The organism is Pyxidicoccus xibeiensis (assembly GCF_024198175.1).
In the GTDB taxonomy this organism is placed as follows: Bacteria; Myxococcota; Myxococcia; order Myxococcales; family Myxococcaceae; genus Myxococcus; species Myxococcus xibeiensis.
Genome location: NZ_JAJVKV010000005.1, coordinates 904,559 through 923,147, shown reverse-complemented (window position 1 = coordinate 923,147; position 18,589 = coordinate 904,559). Strand labels below are relative to the sequence as shown.

Sequence of the window (18,589 nt, the reverse complement as noted above, 5' to 3'; positions counted from 1 at the left end):
GGAGCTCGCCGCTGCGTCCTGGAGATGTGCGCATCGACAGACCGCTGGCGAGTCCTCGCAAAATCTCCTGCCGCCCCTCGGACGTGAGTACTAGGCGAGGGCGTCGACGTGTTGGAGGGACGAAGCCTCCGTTCGCCGTTTCGAGTCCTTTGACGCCACCGCTGCTGCGAGGAGCATTTCCCCGCGCCCGGAAATTTTCATTGGACACACCCCGTTTCATCAGCAACCAGTCTTCAATTCTCTGCGCCTGAGAATTCATTCCCTACCCTGCTCTGCATCAATGCCACATCCCCGGGTCTGCAATGCCTCATCTTGCGCTGTTCAATTGAACACTGGTACCTCTTGCAACTCCAGAACAACTGGATTTTGGAGATTGAAATGCAAGAAAATACCTGGAAGCGGCAAGCGGCGGAGCATTGCCGTTCCAAGCCAAATCAGATCAAGCAGGGCACGCTCATGATTGTCATTGCCTGCCTGATCTCATCAATTTCATACGCCGAGACATCCCAGCTCATCGTCACGAACGTCGACGTGGATTACACGAGTGGGGAGTTGTTCATCTACGGTCGTAACTTCAACGGCACAGCTCCCACGGTGAAGCTCGCGGACGTCCAACTCCCCGCAGAGCAGAGCGACAGCACGTTGATCATCGCCTCGGCGCCCCCGGCGTTTCTGCGCACTCCCGGTTCCTACCTGCTGTCAGTGTCGATGGGCACTGACCTCTCGCAGAACGACTCTTTTGCAATCACGTTGGGCGCGGCGGGACCTCGGGGGCCGCAAGGGCCTGCGGGACCTCAGGGGCCCGCGGGAGCGCAAGGCCCGCAGGGGCTCAAGGGAGACACAGGCCCGGCGGGGCTGCAGGGTGAAACGGGGCAGACGGGCCCGCAGGGCCTGAAGGGTGACACGGGCGCTGTCGGCCCCCAGGGGGAGCCCGGCCCGGTGGGGCCTCAGGGGATGCAAGGTGAACGCGGACCTGTCGGTCCCCAGGGCCCCAAGGGTGACACTGGGCCGCAGGGGCTGCAGGGTGAACGCGGACCTGTCGGTCCCCAGGGCATTCAGGGCCTCACGGGGGCCACTGGCGCAACGGGAGCCACTGGCGCAACGGGGCCGAGGGGATTAACAGGTGCAACCGGTCCTCAGGGCCCCAAGGGCGATATCAGTGGCGGCCCGCCGTGTGCCTCGAAGCATGTCGCCTGCGCTGGTTTGGTGCCAGCACTGGCGGGTGGCCAGGCCTGGGGCGCCAGCGGAAACAACAACGGGCACGTCATTGTCCAGTGCTGGCAGGGAACACTCAGGACCCTCTATGCCTACTGCCCGCAGCCCTGAATCACAGTTGCGCGAGGTCATGACACGCTGAGCATTGCCGTCACCCCTCGCCGTCCACGGAATTGCGCTCCGGCGCGGGTTCTCCTAGCCATGTCCCCATGGCGAAACGAAAGCCCGCGCCGGCCACGCTGAACCGGGAGCTGCGCGGCCACCTGCTCCTGCTCGACAGCATCGACAACACTCTGCGCTCGGCTGGGTAGAGACGGAGTTCAAGGACCGCACCTTGGAGCGCCAGCTCACCAAGCTGACCACCGCCGGCGTCGATCGGGTGGGAGAGGTGCTCGCCGAGCACGGCTGGGCCGGACGCAGCCAGGTGGGCTGCGCCGCCGCAGACGCCGAGTGCCGGCTCGTCCTCACGTCGAGTGCCCGCGGGCCTTTCCCCCTGTGACAGGAAACTTGTCGCGTCGGCAGCGGTAGCTCTGCGCGCTACCGCGAGCTTCGTACGCTGCAGGTGACGATGCAGCCGAGGCTGGTTGCACGGCCGCTTTTCCTTGGATACCCGCCACCAGCCATGTGCCCGTACTGTTCGCGCCCCAACCTGGCAGGCGCCGCTCGGCTCCGCGGGGTGTGCGCCCACGCGGAGCCGGGAGGGCCTTCAGCGCGCTTCGACTCAGATGTTGATGCTCTGCGGAATCTCCGAGGGAAGCAGGGAGCGGTAGGGAATGCGGCGCAGGTTGCGCCGGGCGATGGCCGCCTCCACCTCGCCAAGCCGCGCCTGGAAACCCTTCAGCGGGACGGCCACGCGCGCGTCCTGGAAGTACGGGCCCGCCGTGTACCGGTCGTAGGCCCCGAGCGCGCTGAAGTACACGCTGCCCAGCAGCGTCATCAGCGTCTGCTGCGAGAAGGACTGCTGGAGCGGCGGAAGGTACGCGAGGAGCGCCTCGGTGCTCGCGGGCTCCGTGGCCAGGGGCGCGCCGGGCAGCGGAGCGTAGGCCGCCAGCGGCAGGGAGGGCGTATAGGACATGACGTAGGACTGCGGGAAGTTCACCGCGGCGTGCTGCGCGCTCGCCGTGAAGATGACCATCGTCACGAGGTCCGCGAGATACGCGCGCGTGCGGATGGCGCCGTCCTCGCCGATGTCCTGAAGACGTCCGCCCGTGGGCGAGGTCAGCTCCTTCAGCCACCCCTGCAGCTCGTAGTCCCCCGCCACGTCCGCGTCCGAGCCGTAGTAGAGCGCCAGATAGTCCTCCACCCAGCGGTGCAGGCTGTCCCAGACGAGCAGTCCGTCATCCCGGTACGGGTAGTCCGGAAGCGCCTGCGTGTCGTCCACGCCGCGGTTGGCGAGGCTGCGCGGGAACAGCTCCTGGTTGAAGCGGAATCGCTCCACGGCCTGCACGGCCAGCGTCGCGGATGCCTCGATGGTGCCCGGCAGCAGGCGGTCCACGAAACCACCCGGCGCAATGAGCGACTCCACCGCCGCGTTGTTGATGGCCAGCGTTCCCTGGAAGTGGGGCGCCAGGAGCACCTGGAGCGGATGCTCCGGCGCGAGCTGCCGAGCGGTGGCCAACGTGAAGGCCTCGATGAGCAGGTGCGTGAGGCCCAGGTGGCTGATCATCTCGTGCCACGTGCCGTCCGCGACCTGGAGGAAGAGCTTCGCCACCTCCCAGCCCAGACCGTCCCCAGGCGTGACGACGGGTGTGGAGGGGCCCGGCTTCTGGGCGCACTGGATGGCCACCGCCCGCAGGAGCCGGTCCGAAGCGCCAGCACGGGGCACGGCGAAGAGGGCCAGGGGCGAGCAGACGTACTTGCGAATCGGGAAGGTGCCCGGCTGCAGTCCTTCGAGCACCGCGTAGTCCGCGAGGTACACCCGGCCTTCCTGCATGGCTGTGGCGAGGCTGTCCTCCGCCCCCATCACCGAGCGGAACTGCGCCTCGGACACCGGGAAGCGCGCGTCGGGCGCGGTGAGGCGGCGGAGCACCACGGGATTGGGGCCTGCAACCCGCAGCCGCGCGAACATGACGTCATCGAGCGCCACGCCCGCCCCCTGCGTCATGGGCAGGAGCTGGAACTGCGACTGATAGGCCCCCAGGGTCTTCGCCTCTCCGTACTGGCCGATGATGCGCAGGAGCAGGTCGAACGCCGTGCCGCCCATGAAGCCCGTGAGATTTCCGAGCGCCGACTTGAGCCCCTCGGAGAACTGCTCCAGGGCCGCGGGGGATGCTGGCAGTGCGCTCGCCGGGGCCGCGGAGGACGCGGGGGTCTGCGAGACGCTGGCGCCGCTTGGGGCCACGACGAACGATGCGTCCGTGCCCGTCGCAAGCCCCGTCGCGGTGGACGCGCCCGCGAGCGCCACGGGCTGGGCGGGCGCGGAGATGACATGGGTCGGGTCGAAGAGGCGCGAGAGGCCCAGGTGGTGCGTCTTCAAATCGAGGTAGGCCTTCTCCGCCGCTTCCACTTCCTTCTCGGCGAAGCCCTCGACCTTCTTGCCGAAGGACTCCAGCTGCTCGAAGAGCGGCGCGGCCATGGAGATGAGGTTCGCGGTGATGCCGAGCGCCTGGTTCAGCACGCCCAGCGTCCAGACGAAGGAGAAGCCCTGTCCCGAGGGCACCGCCTGCGCGACACCGAGCGGCTGGACGCGGGTCGTGAAGTCGTAGACGTACTCGGCCTGGAGCTGGTCGAGCTGCTGCCTACGCTTCGTCTGCAACGCGGGAGGGTCGTTCTGCGGCAACGTGGGGGTCATCGACATTCCTGTGGGCGCGAGCGGCCCGGCGGCGGGGTCCATCCAGGGCGGGGCCGCGCTCCAGGAATGCCGCCATTCTTCCCCAAGGAGCTCGCACGGAACGAGCCGCCCCGCGGTCTGATGGCCTGATCGACCCACCCGGTGTGCCCATCCGTACGACAGGAGGCCCGCTGTGCGCTCTGCGGGCCTCCGTCCATCATGCCGTACGCACGGCTACAGCGGCTCCATCCGGAACTGCTGGCAGTCATTGTTGGACCAGGCCCACTGCTGGAGCCGCGCGCCGTCGCCGCTGCTCCAACAGTTGCTCACGTCCAGCACCTTGCCGCTGTGGCGCGCCTCGACGCGGTACCACCCGTTCCCGGTGGAGACGGGCCGGAACTGCTGGTTGAAGCCACCGGCCGGGGACCACTGCTGCAGGAGCGCGCCATCCGCGGTGCTGGCACCCGTGACGTCCAGCGCCTTGTTGCTGTAGCGCGAGACAATCCGGTACCAGCCGCTGTCGGTGGGCTCCAGGGCCCACTGCTGGCTTGTCCCCGTGTGGCAGGCCCACTGGTGGATGGCCGTCCCATCAGCGGTGCCCGGCCCGGCGATGTCCACACAGCGCCCGGTCAGCTTGTTCACCAGCCGGTACGCGGCGGTGGCGGCGCCTCCCCACTTGAAGGACGCCACCGAGCGCGCGGGCAGCGTGTACGTGAAGGCCTGCCCGGCGTGGCGGACGCGGAAGGTCTGCGCCGCCGTGTCATTCGAGTTCAGGGCAATCAGCGCCAGCGAGCCGTCGGGGTTCCTGAAGGCCAGGGTCTCGATGCCGTTACTGCTCGCCGTCGAGCCGATGCGCACCGCGCCGGAGCGGACGACCTTGGCCAGGTGGGCCCAGGCGTAGAACTCCTCGTTGCGCGTGTACGTGCCATTGGCGTTGTTCACCGTGAGCATGCCGCGGCAGTCGGCGCAGCCGCCCACGCGGGGGCCGTGGTTCGGGTCCAGCGCCAGGTTCCAGTACAGGGAGCTGCGCGCGTGGTGGCGCAGGGGGCCGAAGAGGTTGTTCTGCATGGCCCACTCCAGGTTCGCCGCGGCGTTCGTCGCCCATTCGCCACCGGTGCACTCGGTGTAGTGAACCTCCTTGTCGGGATACGCGGCCTGGAAGTCGCTCTGGACGGTGTAGCTGCCCTCGGGGCTCTCGTAGCAGTGGTAGGCCACTCCAGCCACGGCCGGCAGCGCCTGGCCGCCATTGAAGGCCATCACCTCGCGCGGGTAGCCGGCGGGGCCGCCCAGGTCGTGCCAGTTGTGGTCCCAGGCGATGATCTTCACCGCGCCGAAGCCGGCCGCGTTCAGCGCGGGCCGCAGGTGGTGCGTGGCGAAGTTGGACTGGTCGTTCGACTCCATCTGCATCGTCGCGTAGCTGCCGTTCGCATTGTGGGGCTCGTTCTGCATGCTGACGGCGTGGATGGGCACTCCGGCGGTGCGGTACGCCTGGAGGAACCGCACGAAGTAGCTGGCATAGAGGCCGTAGTGGTCATTGCGGAGGTAACCGCCGCCCAGCAGCGAGTTGTTGAACTTCATCCAGGCCGGAGCACTCCACGGCACTGACATGATCTTCAGCTCGGGGTTGAGCTGCCGTGCCTGCTGCAGCAGCGGGAGGATGTAGCCCGCGTCGTGGCCCACCGAAAAGTCATTCAAGTCACAGCAGGTGTCGTCGTAGGTGTAGTGGCTGCGCGCGAAGTCCGACGAGCCCATGGGCAGCCGGACCATGCTGTACCCGGCTCCGGCGCCGACACTGAACAGGTCGTTCATGATGGCGTTGCGCTGGGGCGAGTTGAAGATGAGCCACGCGGACGAGTCCGTGAGCGCGCCACCGAAGCCGTCGATGCGCTGGTACGTGAGCGCCGGGTTGACGTCGATGGGGGTGCCCTGGCCGGAGTCCGGGCCAAAGGTCTGGGACGCCTCGGGGTTGAGCCTCTTCGCGAGCGCACTGCCCGAGGTGGTCGTCAGCCAGACCTGGACGGACTCGTTGGCAGCCAGGGCAGGCGTGGCGCCCAGCACGGCGCAGAGCAGCGTCGCGACGGGGGTGAGGTGCCTGCGGGGGACAGGAGAGGGGGCCATATGAGCTCCAGCTGGGGGGATGAGAGGACTTCTTCGCGGGCCCACTGCGGCCGGCGTGCCAGTCCGGGCTTCCCCCTGCCCTTCCTGTTTCCAGGGGGTTACCCTCATCTGCACCGCACGCCCTGATGACAGCGCTTCGGGCCCTGGTGGCAGCTGTCACCAGGCAGGCCGAAAGCGCACACGCCGAGGGATGCGGAACTTCCGGGGCCATGATGATGTCATGACGAAGAGATGAGCCCGGGGTGACCCGGCGCTTCGGTGGATGACGAACTCTCCACTTCTTGATTCGAGAGGAGCGACTCATGCGTGTCGATGTCCGCCATCGTTCGTCGAGGTGCCTCATCCTGGTCCTGGTCCTCACGCTCGCCTCATTGCCGCGCGCGGAGGCCTTCCCCATCAACCCGCAGACGCTCTGGGAGCTGACGGCTGAGGCGGAGCTGGTGGTGTGGGCGGACGTCGATGAGGTGGTGGCCGCCCCGCGGGACAGGTCTGCCGAAAAGAAGCCCAGGTTCACGCTCGATGGTGAAATCGCGCGCCTGCACGTCCGCGAGGTGTGGAAGGGCAGCGCCCGCCAGGACGAGCGGCTCGAGGTGCGATTCGACTCGAGACTCGTCTGCCCCGCGCCCCCACGGTACGAGCCCGGGCTCGCCGTCGTCGCGTTCCTGAGGCGGCACGAAGGGAAGTGGTTCACGGTGGCGCTGTCGTACGGGACGCGCTACCCGACGAGCAGGGACGAGGCCGACGCCTACCGGAGGGTGGTGACGCGTGCCGCGCAGGCCCAGGAGCGGACCGCGGGGAAGGCCGCGAACCTGAAGGCTGCTCAAACGGACTGGCAGGTGCTCGCTGCCTCCCATCCGGCCACGCGCTGGGATGGCCTGTACGCACTGGTGCCCGAGGCCGACGAGCACCATGCCTGGTTCGACTCGCGGGCCCCTCGCGGGGCCTCCCTCTCCCCCGAGCAACGCGAGCAACTGGCGCGCGGCTTCGTGGAGCATCCGCCGCTGGACCGTGCGCTGCCGATGATGCTCATGGCGCTGCGCGGTCATGCGAGCAAGGAGGTGGATGGCGTGGCCGCGCGCGCGCTCGAGACCGTCCTGGACGGCGAGGAGGTGCCGCACTGGGCCGGGCTCGCGTTCAACCTGCTACGCGAGCGCCTGGGCGAGAAGGTGAAGGCGCGCACCCGCGTGGACGGGGACCCGCTGCTGCGCGGCATGCAGGAGACGGGCACAGGCGCCTCTCCGCTCATCCAGGAATGGAAGCGCCTCAAGGAGCGCCATTCGCTGGAGCCAAAGCTGCTGCCCCTGCCTGTCGAGCCTCCCGTGCCTGGCACCGGTGGAGAAACGCCGCTGTAGGGCCGCGAGACCGGTAGGCCTTGTCATGGACTCAGCAACTGCCCGGCGAGGGACACCGCGAGTGAGGCCTCACTCCCGAACGTAGTTCGCTCCATCCGGATGACGACGCCGGTCGGCACGGGGAAAGGACCCAGCGTGGCATTCAGGCTCTGCGCGGCCGTAAAGACTCTCCTGCCACTGAGAGCGGTCCCCTGGTCAGCCACGACGAAGAAGTGCACGACCGGCCTGTTGATGAAGAGCCCTGATACCGAGTCTCCAGCCGGCACCTTCCCCATGGCCGACAGATAATCAATGGCCAGGCGCTTGCCGGCAGGGATGGTGAAGACCTGGTTGTCAATCTGGTTGCTCGAGCCAGAGACCTCCTTGAAGACATTGACCGGCTCGGCTGCTGCGACGGTTGCAGCCCCTGCCGGGTTCGTCACCTGGGCCGGCTGGGCGGCAGCCGATCCACTGATGACCGCAAGGACTACGAGGAGGGGCCCTCCCACCCGCCAAGGACGCAGGCTCTGCCTACTCATGGATGAGTCCTCCTTCAGGGCCGGGCGCGGACCGGGGGCGCAGTGCCATCGGGCCTTACATGCTTGGGCACGCCGGCACGTTGTTGCACGGCTCCCCCGGTTGGCGGCTTCCTCCCCAACGCCATGAACAGGGTGACTGGGAGGCCAGCCCGGGCAGGCGTGTGCCCCAGGGGCAGCACGCGCCTTCCACCGAGCTGGCGTTCAGCCGAGGCTCCACCCGTCAGCGCCCCTCCTCTGCCGCTCTGCTCCTGCCCTGCCGCTGACGTGCGGACGTGTGCGCCCGCGGCGCGCCCCTACGCGGCCGGCTTGTACCAGAGCACGACGTTGCCGTTGCTGAAGGACCGGGTCTTCTCGAGGGTCAGCCCCAGCCGTCGCTGGACGCCCTGGAACAGGGTCCGGCCACTGCCCAGCACGATGGGCTGCAGGACGAGCTGGTAGTCGTCCACCAGGCCCGCTTCGGCGAGCTGGGCGACGATGGAGCCGCTTCCCAGGATGGTCATCTCGGGTCCGGGCTCCGCCTTCAGCTTCCGCATCTCCGACACCAGGTCGCCCTTCATCAGCCGCGTGTTCTTCCACGACGCAGTCTCGAGCGTCCGCGAGAACACGACTTTGGGCATGTTGTTCATTCTCTCGGCCACTGCGGGGCTGAGCGCGAGGGCCGCGGGGGTCGGCCAGAAACCCGCCATCATCTCGTACGTCACCCGGCCGAGGACGAGCGCACCGCCGCCTCTCGCATTCTCCGCGGAGAAGGCGTTCCACTCGGCATCCTGCTTGTGGGCCCAGCTCATGTCGCCGCTTCCGTCCACGAAGTAGCCATCCAGCGAGACATTGTTGAAGACGCTCAGCTTGCGCATCCCACTCCTCCTTGTGCAGGCAACTTGGTCCTAAATTAGGACCAAACAGTCCTGCTTTGCAAGTTCACGGGGGCGGGGTTACATGAAGGGGCATGCGCAGCTACGAAGACCCCTGCGGTATTGCGCGGGCGCTCGACCTCATTGGCGAGCGCTGGGCGCTGCTCATCGTCCGCGAGCTCGTCCTCGGGCCGAAGCGGTTCACGGACCTGAAGGCCGGCCTCGTCGGAGCGAGCCCGAATGTCCTGTCCCAGCGACTGCGCGAGCTGGAGAGCGGCGGGGTCATCCGCCGTCAGAAGGTGGGCGCGCCCACCTACGAGCTGACGGACTGGGGCCGGGAGCTCCATCCCCTCCTCCTCCAGCTCGGTCGCTGGGGAGCCCGCTCGTCGCTGCGGCCCAAGGGGCCCATGAGCGTGGACGCCCTGCTGGTCGCGCTCGAAGCGACCTTCGTGGTCGAGCGTGCCGCCGGGCTGTCGGCCACCTACGAGCTTCGGCTCGGCGAGGAGCGCTTCTCTGCCGAGGTCGACGCGGGAGCCCTCGCCATCATCCGTGGGGCGCCTCGCAAGCCGGATGCTGTCATCACCACTGATGCTGCGACCTTGCGCGCGCTGGTCTTCGGCGACCTGGCGCTCGACGGTGCTCCGGTCGAGCTCCAGGGGGATAAGCGGGTGGCTCGCGCGTTCTTCCGTCTCTTCTCCCGTCCGCCCATGGACTGAGCGCGTGGCGCCGCTGCACCCGCCCTTCCCCTCGACAGGGTTGCGCGGCATGAGGGAAGCGATGCCCCTGCGGGATGCCCACCGCCGTGGGGCTACGCCAGGAAGTCGTAGCCCACCACGGAGCGGAGCTGGCGGAGCGCCACGGAGGGAGGCAGGGCCTGCAGCAGCAGGTCTCTCGCCCACCGCGCCACCGGGTTGCGGACGTACCGGATGGCCCCCGCTTTCAGGCTCAGCTCCGAGACCCGTGCTGTGCGAGGCCGGCGCTTCGACTCGTAGGTCCGCAGCGCCCGGACCCGGTCCGGCTCCTCGCGCAGGAGCTTCGCCAGCACCAGGGCATCCTCGATGGCCTGGCACGCCCCCTGGGCCATGTCGGTCACCATCGCGTGCGCCGAGTCGCCCAGGAGCGTGACGGGGCCCTCGCCCCATTTCGGCAGCGGCTCCAGGTAGTGGATGTCGGTGCGAAGGATGTCGGCTTCCAGCGTGGCTCGGACCAGCGATTCGACGGGCTCCATCCAACCCCGGACCTGGTTCAGCACCACCTCCCGGTGGCTCCCTTCCGCATCCCGGCCACCCTCGGGCGCGGGCGACAGCAGGAACCAGTACATCCGCCGCGTGCCTTCCGAGCCTCGACCGAGGTGACAGATGCCGAAGCGGGCACCCGGACCGTAGATCTCGAACTGGGTCCCCTCCGGAATCACCTCGGAGGCGACGTTGACGACTCCGCGCCAGGACGTCCGGCCGCCGTACCGCGAGCGCACGTCCGGGAGCAGTTGCTGGCGGACAGCCGAGCGCAGTCCGTCCGCGCCGATGAGACAGTCGCCCCGCACCTGCTGGCCACCGACGAAGGTGACGCGGACGCCGCCCCCATCCTCCACGTCAAAGCCCGTGCAGGCGGCCCCCAGGTGCACCACGCCCGGCCCGAGCGCCCGCAGCAGCACCTGCTGGAGCTCCGAGCGGAGCACCACCACCGTCGGCTGGCCCAGCTCCCGACACAGCTCGTCCATGGGGAGGCGAGAGAGCACCTTGCCATCCCACCGGTGCATCACCGTCTCGCGCCAGGCGGCCCCCGCCCCTGCCACCTCCCGACTCAGCCCCAGCGCCTCGAAGGCCCGCATCGCGTTCGGCCAGAGTGAGAGCCCGGCGCCGACGGGCCGCCAGGCCTCGGCTCGCTCGTACACCGCGACCTCGAGACCCGCCTGACGGAGCGCGATGGCTGCACACAGCCCACCCAATCCCCCGCCGATGATGATGACTCCGCGTGATTGCATGTGACCCTCCCCTCCCATGCATCGAGGACGGGCGAGGAGTAAGTCTGCCTCACGAAGCCGGGGCAAGCTCCGTCTTCAGCACCAAGAGGATGCCGCACACTCAGGCGCGGTCATCCGCTAGTCGGATATTCCTGGAACTGCTTTGCAGAATCGCAGATTTCGTACCACGCGGGCTTGCTAGCCACAAACACATGGAACGTGTTCCGGACCAGGGGATCGGCATCCAAGCAATTGGCCGATATTGGGAATGAGTCCTGCTGTGACCCAGCCTCGCCCAAAGAGGTGCCACATTGCTTGCAGAATGTCCGACTGTGTTTGTACGGAGCTTCTGGCTCATAGCGCGCAACAAATTCTTGTCCTTGAATCCAACGGAAGTCGTCCTTCTTCACGAAGACAAGGGTGCTGGCGCCAACCTTCCTGCATCGAGAGCAGTGACAGGTGCCCATCATGCTTGGCGGATTTATCAGTTCGAATTTGATCGCTCCGCAGCAACAACTCCCGTTGATCATGTTTCTCTCGTCTTGTGGACGGGCAATCGACGACGCCCGGCGGCTGATTTGAACGCTTCCTTCGCTGCCAATGAGGTATGCCTGAACACCCATTCAGCCGCAAGCAGAACCTACCAGGCCACCTCAACGCCTCCGGTAGCCTCCGCCCACTCAGTGATGACTCCGTCCCGAGTCAGGAGGGATGCCTCAAGGCGGCGCGCGATGGCCACGTCCGCCAATCTCCGGGAAGCGATCATAAGCGCGCAGGAGCGCTTCCAGATGGGCGGGGTTGTCCAGGTCGAGCGGCGCGTCGGTGAGCCGCACGACCCAGCCGCCCGATGCCGTGCGCCGCGCCCGCGACAACAACTCGGCGTCGCGCGCAGGGTCCGGGAACCCGATGGCCCGCGCGGCAGCGGCCGACCAGTAGTTCAGCCAACCCAGGCGATGCGGAATCTCAGGCGAGCTGATCTTCTCTGGCAGCTTGAGTGCTGGCAGCCCCCGGGGCGGGACCCCTGGCTTGTGAACCGAATCGCGTGTTTGGCGCGCGATGTCCACGCTTGCCCTGAACGGCGTCGCATGCCCCCAATACGCGCGTGCGCTTTCCGCGACGGCCTCCAGCACATCCTTCACCGCCGCGCCCCCTCCTGCGTCCAGTGGCAGCTCCGCATGGACTTCAAATTGTGCCTGACCACCCGGCGAACTGCCCGCTGGTAGTTCCCATCCGGAAATCATCACGGGGTAGCTCTCGTCACCGTTGCATACGAGAGGGAAACCGCCGTCTTTGATTTCTTCTGCGAGCCACACGTCGCGCTGAGACAATGCGATGGGGCGCCCGTCTTCGGAAACCTTCCACTCCAGGCGCAGACCAGGGAATGAACGCTCCATCCCATGAACCACGGCCACAGGGCGGTTGTCGCTCTCCACAAGCGCAGGTGCATAGACGATGAGGGTGATTTTTCGTTTGGCTATCATCTCAGCACCAGTCCATGACGACGATAAGGCCCTTGAGATCCGGGGCCGTAACTTCCAGCGCCTCTTGATGCGCTGCGCACACCGACTTGGAAGTCAAATCCGCAGGCCAGAGCGAGGGCGCGTTCAATCCGTATCTTCGGCACCTGATCTCTGATCACCTGACCTCGGAGAAAGTCACTGCGCCCACAACAATCTCCGGCGCCACCAGGACACAGAGTCCGATTCCCAAGGCAGCCGCGCCCGCAGAGGCGACCGCGCAGCGTCCCGTAGGGTCATTGAACCGGATGCGGTCATGGTCGAGCGCCTGAAAGCACCGCTCCGCCAGCATGGGCCATGGTTGGAAGCTTCGTTGACGGCGCAACGCCCTCCGTCCCTCAACGGCAGCGTCGCCGCTCGCTGGAGGTTGGCGATCCTCGGATTCCGGGACGCCGACTCTCTCGGGCTCGGCGCGCTCGTGGCGCACGCAGAGAGGAAGGGGATGAGTGCGGCGCAGGCGCCAAGTCGCATGGCTACGTCTTTTCAGTCGAGCCAACGCGCTTGCGCACCTGGTCCCAAGCCGGTTCGTCAGGAACCGATTCAGCCCCTGGAGAATACGCGCCTCCTCGTCAGGAGCAGACTCAACCACCGTGGGGCTCGCCATCGGGCTCACGGTGTGGCTGCGCCGGGGACAACCCACGTGGAAGGACGAGGCCCGGAGCATGGGCGCGCCCGGTGGGCTAGACTCGCCGCCGGCTCCTCCACGCTACGCCCGCTGATACCTGATGCCCCCCTCCCCTCCCATCCCCAGGACCACGCCCCCGCCGGCCCTCGCCACGCGCGACGCGAAGTCGCTCGAACAGCTGCGCTGGCTGTCACACACGCTGGACGCCTCCATCCCGCTGCCCTTCGGAGTGCGGGTGGGCTGGGACGCGGTGCTCGGCCTGATTCCGGGCGTGGGCGACGCGGCCGGAGGACTGATGTCCGCCTACGTCGTGCTCCAGGCCGCGCGGCTGGGTGCGCCGCCCGCGGTGCTGGGACGGATGCTCGGCAACGTGGGCATCGAGGTGCTGGTGGGCGCGGTGCCCCTGGTCGGCGACCTCTTCGACGCGGGCTTCAAGGCCAACCTGCGCAACGTGCGCCTCCTGGAGCAGCACCTGGACTCGCCTCACCAGACGCGCCGCGCCTCCACGCTGTGGGTGGTGGGCGTGCTGCTCGCGCTCGTCCTCATGGTCGGAGCAGGAATTGCGCTCACCTTCGCCTTTCTCGTCGCCTTCGGCGGCTTCTTCACCGGAGGCGGAAGTTAGGGGGCACCTGCCCACGCAGTGCGCGGGCAGGGCCGGTCCCGGACTGCTACGGCCGCAGCTTCAGCAGCAGGAAGTCCTGCGACGCGTTCACCTGCTCGTACTCGCTCCCGTCAATCGTCAACCGCTCCGGCTGACTGAAGCGCATGCCGGTGAGCACCTCCCCCGTGCTCAGCACGGCGGCCTCCTCCAGCGGCACCCGGCCGAAGGAGCGCACCCAGCGGACCGCTCCCTCGGAGCTGAAGGCGCCGACGAAGTTCGTCCCCGTGCCCAGCGAAGCGGAGCCGAAGTCCATGGGCCGGCTCAGTGCGCCCACCAGCACCACCTGCCCCTCCGGCCCCACCGACAGCGCGTAGGAGAACTCCGCGCCCGACGTGCCCAGGTGCCGCAGCCACACGTCCCCGCCCGCCAGGCTCACCGCCCCCAGGAAGACGTCGTAGTCCGGCTGGTAGAAGTCTCCGCTGGCCACCTGCGTGTACGCCTGCCCGCCGAACGTGAAGGCACCCTGGAACTGCCCGGCGAAGAAGACCCGGTCACCGGACACGCCCAGGCCCGCCATCGAGCCCGCGGCCCCCGACAGCACCCGCTGCCAGAGGAGCGCACCGGCGCTGGAGTACCGCGCCACGAAGAGCGAGGTCCCGGCCACCGCGCCACTCCCAAGATCCGTGCCTCCCGCCAGCATGCCGCCCACCACGACGCCTCCTTCGCGGTCCATGGCGAGCACCTGTCCCACGGTGACTTCCGTCATGCCGCTCGGGACGGCCTTCGACCACCGGTGCGAGCCGTCCGCGCGGAAGCGGGCCAGGAACAGGCCGTCCATCGACTCGCCCGCTCCGGACGCCCCGGGGCCGGAGACGAGCACCCCTCCGCCCAGGTCCAGCAGCCCGACGAAGGCTCCCGTCACCGCCACCTCGCCCTGGGCATCCACCGCCACCGCGTAGGGGAACGCGCGCCCGGCAACGCCTCCGCGCGTCGCCGCGAAGCCCCGGCTCCACAGCGTCTGGCCGTTCGAAGAGAACCGCGCGACGAAGAGGTTCGTCGCGCCGGGCTCCACGGGAGGCAGCGCCCCGGCCCCCAGGTCCAGTGGCCCGTAGTAGGCGCCCGCCACGAAGATGCTCCCATCTCCGGCGACGGCGACAGCGGTGGCCGACAGCCCCTGCCCGGGGAAGGCCCGCGTCCAGACGGGCGTGCTGTCCGCCCGGTAGCGCGCCAGCGCCATGCCGTACCCATTCGGCAGCGGGCCCGTGCCGTAGTCTGCCGGGAGGCTGCTGCCACGCGCCCAGAACTCACCGAGCACCACGTAGCCGCCGCTGCCGTCCGGAGCCATGGCGCGCAGCTCCTCGTCCCCGCCTCCACCAATCTGACGCGTCCACGCCACGGTGCCGCCGATGCCGTCACCCGCGTAGGCGCAGGACGGCGCGTCCAGGGAGAGCACCAGCTCGGGCCGGAAGCCCGCCGCGCCCTCGCGCGAGGTGAAGTCCATACCGTCACCGCTCGTGGGCACCAGGGCAAAGCCGTACGTCCCAGGCCCCGTCACCGCGCTGCTCACGTCCAGCTCCACCCAGGAGCCCGTCCGCACCGCGCCCAGGTCCGCCAGCGGCGCGCCCTCCAGCGCCGGCCGGGTGTTCCAGGTGACGGCGCCACCCGCCCAGGACGACGAGACGCGATGGAGCGCCGGGCCGTCCGACGAGCCATCGCGCACGTGCAGGCGAAGGCGTGCATTCCGGATGGGCCGGTCCGTGGCCACTCGGAAGAACAGCCAGGCCTCGCTGCGCGGCGAGCCGTCCGCCACGAGCAGGGCATGGTTCGGCTCCCCCGTGTCCGGCGTGGCCTCCGCCACCGTCGTGTCCAGTTCGGGCTCGAAGACGGCCGGGCGCGGCGTGGCGCAGGGCTCCAGCTCCAGCACGAGCTGGGGGTCGCGCTCGTCGCCCGTCCCGTTGTCCGACAGGAAGACGACACCGTCATCGGTGGTGGAGACGAGCACGAAGCCGTAGTCCCCCATGCCCTGCACCCACGCCGTCACGTCCCAGTCGGTGAAGGCGCTGTCCGCCACCGCGCCCACGTCCGCCAGCACGGGCCCGCGCGGAGGCGGGGCGTTGTTCCAGGTGATGTTGCGGAAGTTCCAGTCATGCGCCGAGGCGTAGACCGCCGGCCCGTCCGTGCTGGGGTCGGTCGCGTACATGCGCAGCGTGGCGCGCTTCACCCGCTGGCCCTCGAGCCCCGAAACATGGAAGCGCAGGTACGTGCGCCGCTCGGGCGAGCCATCCACCGTCAGCCGTGTCGCGGAGCCGAAGTTCGTGTCCGGCTCGCGCACGTCCACGGTGGCGTCCGAGAGCACGTTGAAGACATACGTCCCATCCACCGCCTGTCGAGCCTGCGCGCGTGGCCGCTCATCCACGTCGCCGGCTTCGAGCGCTCCGCCGCAGCCCACCAGCGCCAGCATCCCCGCCACCAGCGCGCCCCATCCCAGTCGTGACTTCCCGCCATCCACTCCACGTCCCACGAAGGCCCCCTCGCATGATGCCCCTGCCACGCACTGTCGCTAGCAAGGAAGAAACCAGCGCACGGGGACCATGGGACGTGGACTGCTGGACGTCCCGCACGCCATGACAGGCACGCGCGGGTGCGCTACCGGAGAATCGATGGGCAGGAATGGGCAAGCACTTCCCACTCCTGTGGCACCGGTGCGCCACTTCCGCCGCGCAGGCTCCAGGCCTGTGACATGGTCGACGGCGTCATGGGTCTGGAGCGGAGACGAGCGATGAACAAAGCAGCGCGGCCATATGTGATCTGCCACATGGTGCCCTCGGTCGACGGGCGCATCGTGACGAAGAGCTGGAACCTCCAGGACGAGGCCTCGGCCGAGTACGAGCGTGCGGCCAGGACGTTTGGCGCGGATGCGTGGATGATTGGCCGGGTCTCCATGGAGCCCTACGCCGGGAAGTCGAAGGTCCCGAAGCGCAAGTCCACGGAGCCGATTCCCCGGAAGGACTTCATCGCGAAGCGCGACGCGGAGTCCTACGCCATCGCGCTGGACCCGTCCGGCAAGCTCACCTGGAAGTCGGGCTCCATCGACGAGGAGCACGTCATCACCGTGCTGACCGAGGAGGTCTCCGATGACTACCTGGCCTTCCTCCAGCAGCGGGGCGTGTCCTATCTGTTCGGCGGTGCAAAGACGTTGAACCTGAAGCGGGTGCTCCAGAAGCTCGCCCGGGAGTTCGGCATCCAGAAGCTGCTGCTGGAAGGAGGCGGGAAGATCAACGGCTCCTTCCTGGCCGCGGACCTCATCGACGAGCTGAGCCTGCTGCTTGTGCCCGTCGCGGACGGCGGCATCGGCACCCCGTCGCTCTTCGACGCGAAGGAGGGACGCGCCGTGGCTCGACCGCTGGAGCTCATCTCCATGCGGCGGCGAAAGGGTGACCTGCTCTGGCTGCGGTACCGCGTGAAGCGCTGAGAGGCTTGTCCCGTGGACCGCCGTACGGCGGCAGCGGGATGGACGCATGAACCTGGGGGATAGTGCTGACTTCGGCCTACTCCCCGAGTAGCCTCCGCGTGGGCGGACACACCGCCACCGCACGAGGCACCTCATGGACTCTGGCCCCCTGAATCCGGCGTGTCTTCCTCCGGGCACCCAGGTCGGTCCCTGGCGCGTGGTCAGCCGCATGGGCATGAGCACCTATGGGGCCGCCTACCTGGCCGTGGGCATCGAGCCCGATGCCCCGAGCCCCGTCGCCCTCAAGCTGGCCCTCTACCCTCGCGATGCCCGCTTCCCGCGTGAGGAGGAGCTCCTGTCCCGTGTCGACCACCCGGCCGTCCCCCGCCTGTGGGGCTCCGGGTCCTGGAAGGACGCGAGGGGCACGCGCTACCCCTACCTCGCCATGGAGTGGGTGGAAGGCGTGTCGCTGTACGCCTGGGCCAGTGCGTACCAGCCCTCCTCCCGTCAGCTGCTCCGGCTTCTCGCCGTGCTGGCACGAGCGCTGGAGGCGACACATGCGGCGGGAGGCGTGCACCGCGACGTCAAGGGCGACAACGTGCTGGTGCGGCACTCCGACGGCCGTGTCTTCCTCACCGACTTCGGCTCCGGGCACTTCATCGGGGCCGCCACGCTGACCCCGCCGCCGTTTCCCCCGGGGACGCCTTCGTATCGCTCGCCGGAGGCCTGGCGGCACGTGCTTCTCCGCCAGGGAGACATGTCCGTGCCCTATGCACCCGGGCCCGCGGATGACGTCTTCGGGCTGGGCGTCACCGCCTGGCGCGTCGTCACGGAGGACTACCCTTTCTCGGTGGATGCGGCGGACGACGCCTCGCGCCGCTGGTACCTGGAGGGCACTGCGCCTCCGTCACCGCGTGCGCACAACGCGCGCTGCTGCGAGGAACTGAGCGCCCTCGTGTCGCGGATGCTCTCCCCCACCCCAGAGGCGCGCGGTACGGCTCGAGAGCTCGCGGTGGCGCTGGAGCGGGCTGCTCGACGCGCGGGGCCGGAGGCCGATGAGCCGCTCTTCCTCCGGCAGACGCCTGCAACCGACGGCGTGCCGCCACGCATTCGAGCCCCGCCCGCAGGCTGGCGTGTCAGGATTGTGGGTGCCGGCCTGGCAGCGTCACTCGCTTTGGGCGTTGGATGGATGCTGAGCAGTCCTTCGGCACAGGAGCCCGCCGAGGCCAGCGCCTCTGAGTCTGAGGAGTCAAGGGATGGTGGCACCGTGGCCGTCGGAGACACCGCGCTGACGGCTCCAGTGGCCCCCGTGCGGGCCCCGTCCACCTGGTCGGCCATCTCCGTGGACAGTCCACCGAAGCTCGTGCCAGGACAGACCCGGCCAGATGCCACGGGCCGTTGTCCCCACCGGACGCACCTCGTCATCAACGGTGGATGCTGGAGAAAGCTGGCCATCGCGCCGACGGACTGTGACGAGACTGGTAACTACGTATACAGGGGGGCTTGCTACACCCCCGTCTACCCGCCCCCACGCCCCGCGACTTCGGGGCCGGCGACTCAAGATGACCACCCATGACGACCGGGGGTAGGATGGCAACGTCGTCTTGC

16 protein-coding genes and 1 pseudogene are annotated in these 18,589 nt (G+C 68.5%); 7 read left to right on the top strand and 10 right to left on the bottom strand.

The features are described 5' to 3' along the window. The first annotated feature begins 378 nt into the window (after nt 1-378). Both LXT23_RS50710 and LXT23_RS26265 read left to right on the top strand, forming a co-directional pair. Complete coding sequence (locus LXT23_RS50710; RefSeq protein ID WP_407692915.1) at nt 379-1,326, top strand: IPT/TIG domain-containing protein; 948 nt, start codon at nt 379-381, stop codon at nt 1,324-1,326. 223 nt (nt 1,327-1,549) lie between these two features. Further along, nucleotides 1,550-1,714, top strand: a complete 165-nt coding sequence (locus LXT23_RS26265) for a hypothetical protein (RefSeq protein WP_253983035.1) — start codon at nt 1,550-1,552, stop codon at nt 1,712-1,714. A gap of 222 nt (nt 1,715-1,936) precedes the next feature. On the opposite strand, the gene LXT23_RS26260 is transcribed toward LXT23_RS26265, so the two are convergent. Continuing rightward, entirely contained in the window at nt 1,937-4,006 is a 2,070-nt protein-coding gene (locus LXT23_RS26260; RefSeq protein WP_253983034.1) for a lipoxygenase family protein, read from the bottom strand. Nucleotides 4,007-4,219: 213 nt separating this feature from the next. After that, nucleotides 4,220-6,103: an RICIN domain-containing protein gene (locus LXT23_RS26255; RefSeq protein ID WP_253983033.1), complete on the bottom strand. Its 1,884-nt coding sequence runs from the start codon at nt 6,101-6,103 to the stop codon at nt 4,220-4,222. 302 nt (nt 6,104-6,405) lie between these two features. Here LXT23_RS26255 and LXT23_RS26250 point away from each other — a divergent pair, with 302 nt between their 5' ends. Next, entirely contained in the window at nt 6,406-7,455 is a 1,050-nt protein-coding gene (locus LXT23_RS26250; RefSeq protein WP_253983032.1) for a hypothetical protein, read from the top strand. A 23-nt stretch (nt 7,456-7,478) separates the two neighbouring features. Here the strand turns inward: LXT23_RS26250 and LXT23_RS26245 are convergent, their stop codons facing one another. Together LXT23_RS26245 and LXT23_RS26240 are read right to left on the bottom strand one after the other, a co-directional pair. Next, entirely contained in the window at nt 7,479-7,973 is a 495-nt protein-coding gene (locus LXT23_RS26245) for a hypothetical protein (protein WP_253983031.1), read from the bottom strand. Between the two features lie 293 nt (nt 7,974-8,266). Continuing rightward, on the bottom strand, nt 8,267-8,827 hold the full coding sequence (locus LXT23_RS26240; protein WP_253983030.1) for a dihydrofolate reductase family protein: 561 nt from the start codon (nt 8,825-8,827) through the stop codon (nt 8,267-8,269). A 92-nt stretch (nt 8,828-8,919) separates the two neighbouring features. Here LXT23_RS26240 and LXT23_RS26235 point away from each other — a divergent pair, with 92 nt between their 5' ends. Then, on the top strand, nt 8,920-9,540 hold the full coding sequence (locus tag LXT23_RS26235; RefSeq protein WP_253983029.1) for a winged helix-turn-helix transcriptional regulator: 621 nt from the start codon (nt 8,920-8,922) through the stop codon (nt 9,538-9,540). Between the two features lie 92 nt (nt 9,541-9,632). Here the strand turns inward: LXT23_RS26235 and LXT23_RS26230 are convergent, their stop codons facing one another. From LXT23_RS26230 to LXT23_RS50885, 5 genes and pseudogenes are all read right to left on the bottom strand, one after another. Then, the gene (locus LXT23_RS26230; protein WP_253983028.1) at nt 9,633-10,808 is read right to left on the bottom strand and encodes an FAD-dependent monooxygenase; all 1,176 of its coding nucleotides are present in this window, start codon (nt 10,806-10,808) and stop codon (nt 9,633-9,635) included. Between the two features lie 110 nt (nt 10,809-10,918). Further along, nucleotides 10,919-11,317: a GFA family protein gene (locus LXT23_RS50705; RefSeq protein ID WP_456106252.1), complete on the bottom strand. Its 399-nt coding sequence runs from the start codon at nt 11,315-11,317 to the stop codon at nt 10,919-10,921. A gap of 186 nt (nt 11,318-11,503) precedes the next feature. Then, on the bottom strand, nt 11,504-12,268 hold the full coding sequence (locus tag LXT23_RS26225; RefSeq protein WP_253983027.1) for a DUF5953 family protein: 765 nt from the start codon (nt 12,266-12,268) through the stop codon (nt 11,504-11,506). Then, the gene (locus LXT23_RS26220) at nt 12,265-12,411 is read right to left on the bottom strand and encodes a hypothetical protein (RefSeq protein WP_253983156.1); all 147 of its coding nucleotides are present in this window, start codon (nt 12,409-12,411) and stop codon (nt 12,265-12,267) included. The genes LXT23_RS26225 and LXT23_RS26220 overlap by 4 nt, the downstream gene beginning before the upstream one ends. A 32-nt stretch (nt 12,412-12,443) precedes the next feature. Beyond that, a pseudogene (locus LXT23_RS50885) lies at nt 12,444-12,775 on the bottom strand (DUF6310 domain-containing protein); the annotation flags it as partial. A gap of 254 nt (nt 12,776-13,029) precedes the next feature. Here LXT23_RS50885 and LXT23_RS26210 point away from each other — a divergent pair. Further along, a complete protein-coding gene (locus LXT23_RS26210) occupies nt 13,030-13,551 on the top strand; it encodes a DUF4112 domain-containing protein (RefSeq protein WP_253983026.1) in 522 nt (173 codons plus the stop codon). Between the two features lie 46 nt (nt 13,552-13,597). Here LXT23_RS26210 and LXT23_RS26205 read toward each other — a convergent pair whose 3' ends face one another. After that, complete coding sequence (locus LXT23_RS26205) at nt 13,598-16,051, bottom strand: CBM96 family carbohydrate-binding protein (protein ID WP_253983025.1); 2,454 nt, start codon at nt 16,049-16,051, stop codon at nt 13,598-13,600. 258 nt (nt 16,052-16,309) lie between these two features. On the opposite strand from LXT23_RS26205, the gene LXT23_RS26200 reads away from it, so the two are divergent. Beyond that, on the top strand, nt 16,310-17,002 hold the full coding sequence (locus LXT23_RS26200) for a RibD family protein (protein ID WP_253983024.1): 693 nt from the start codon (nt 16,310-16,312) through the stop codon (nt 17,000-17,002). A 133-nt stretch (nt 17,003-17,135) separates the two neighbouring features. Further along, nucleotides 17,136-18,557, top strand: a complete 1,422-nt coding sequence (locus tag LXT23_RS26195) for a serine/threonine protein kinase (RefSeq protein WP_253983023.1) — start codon at nt 17,136-17,138, stop codon at nt 18,555-18,557. Nucleotides 18,558-18,589 lie beyond the last annotated feature (32 nt).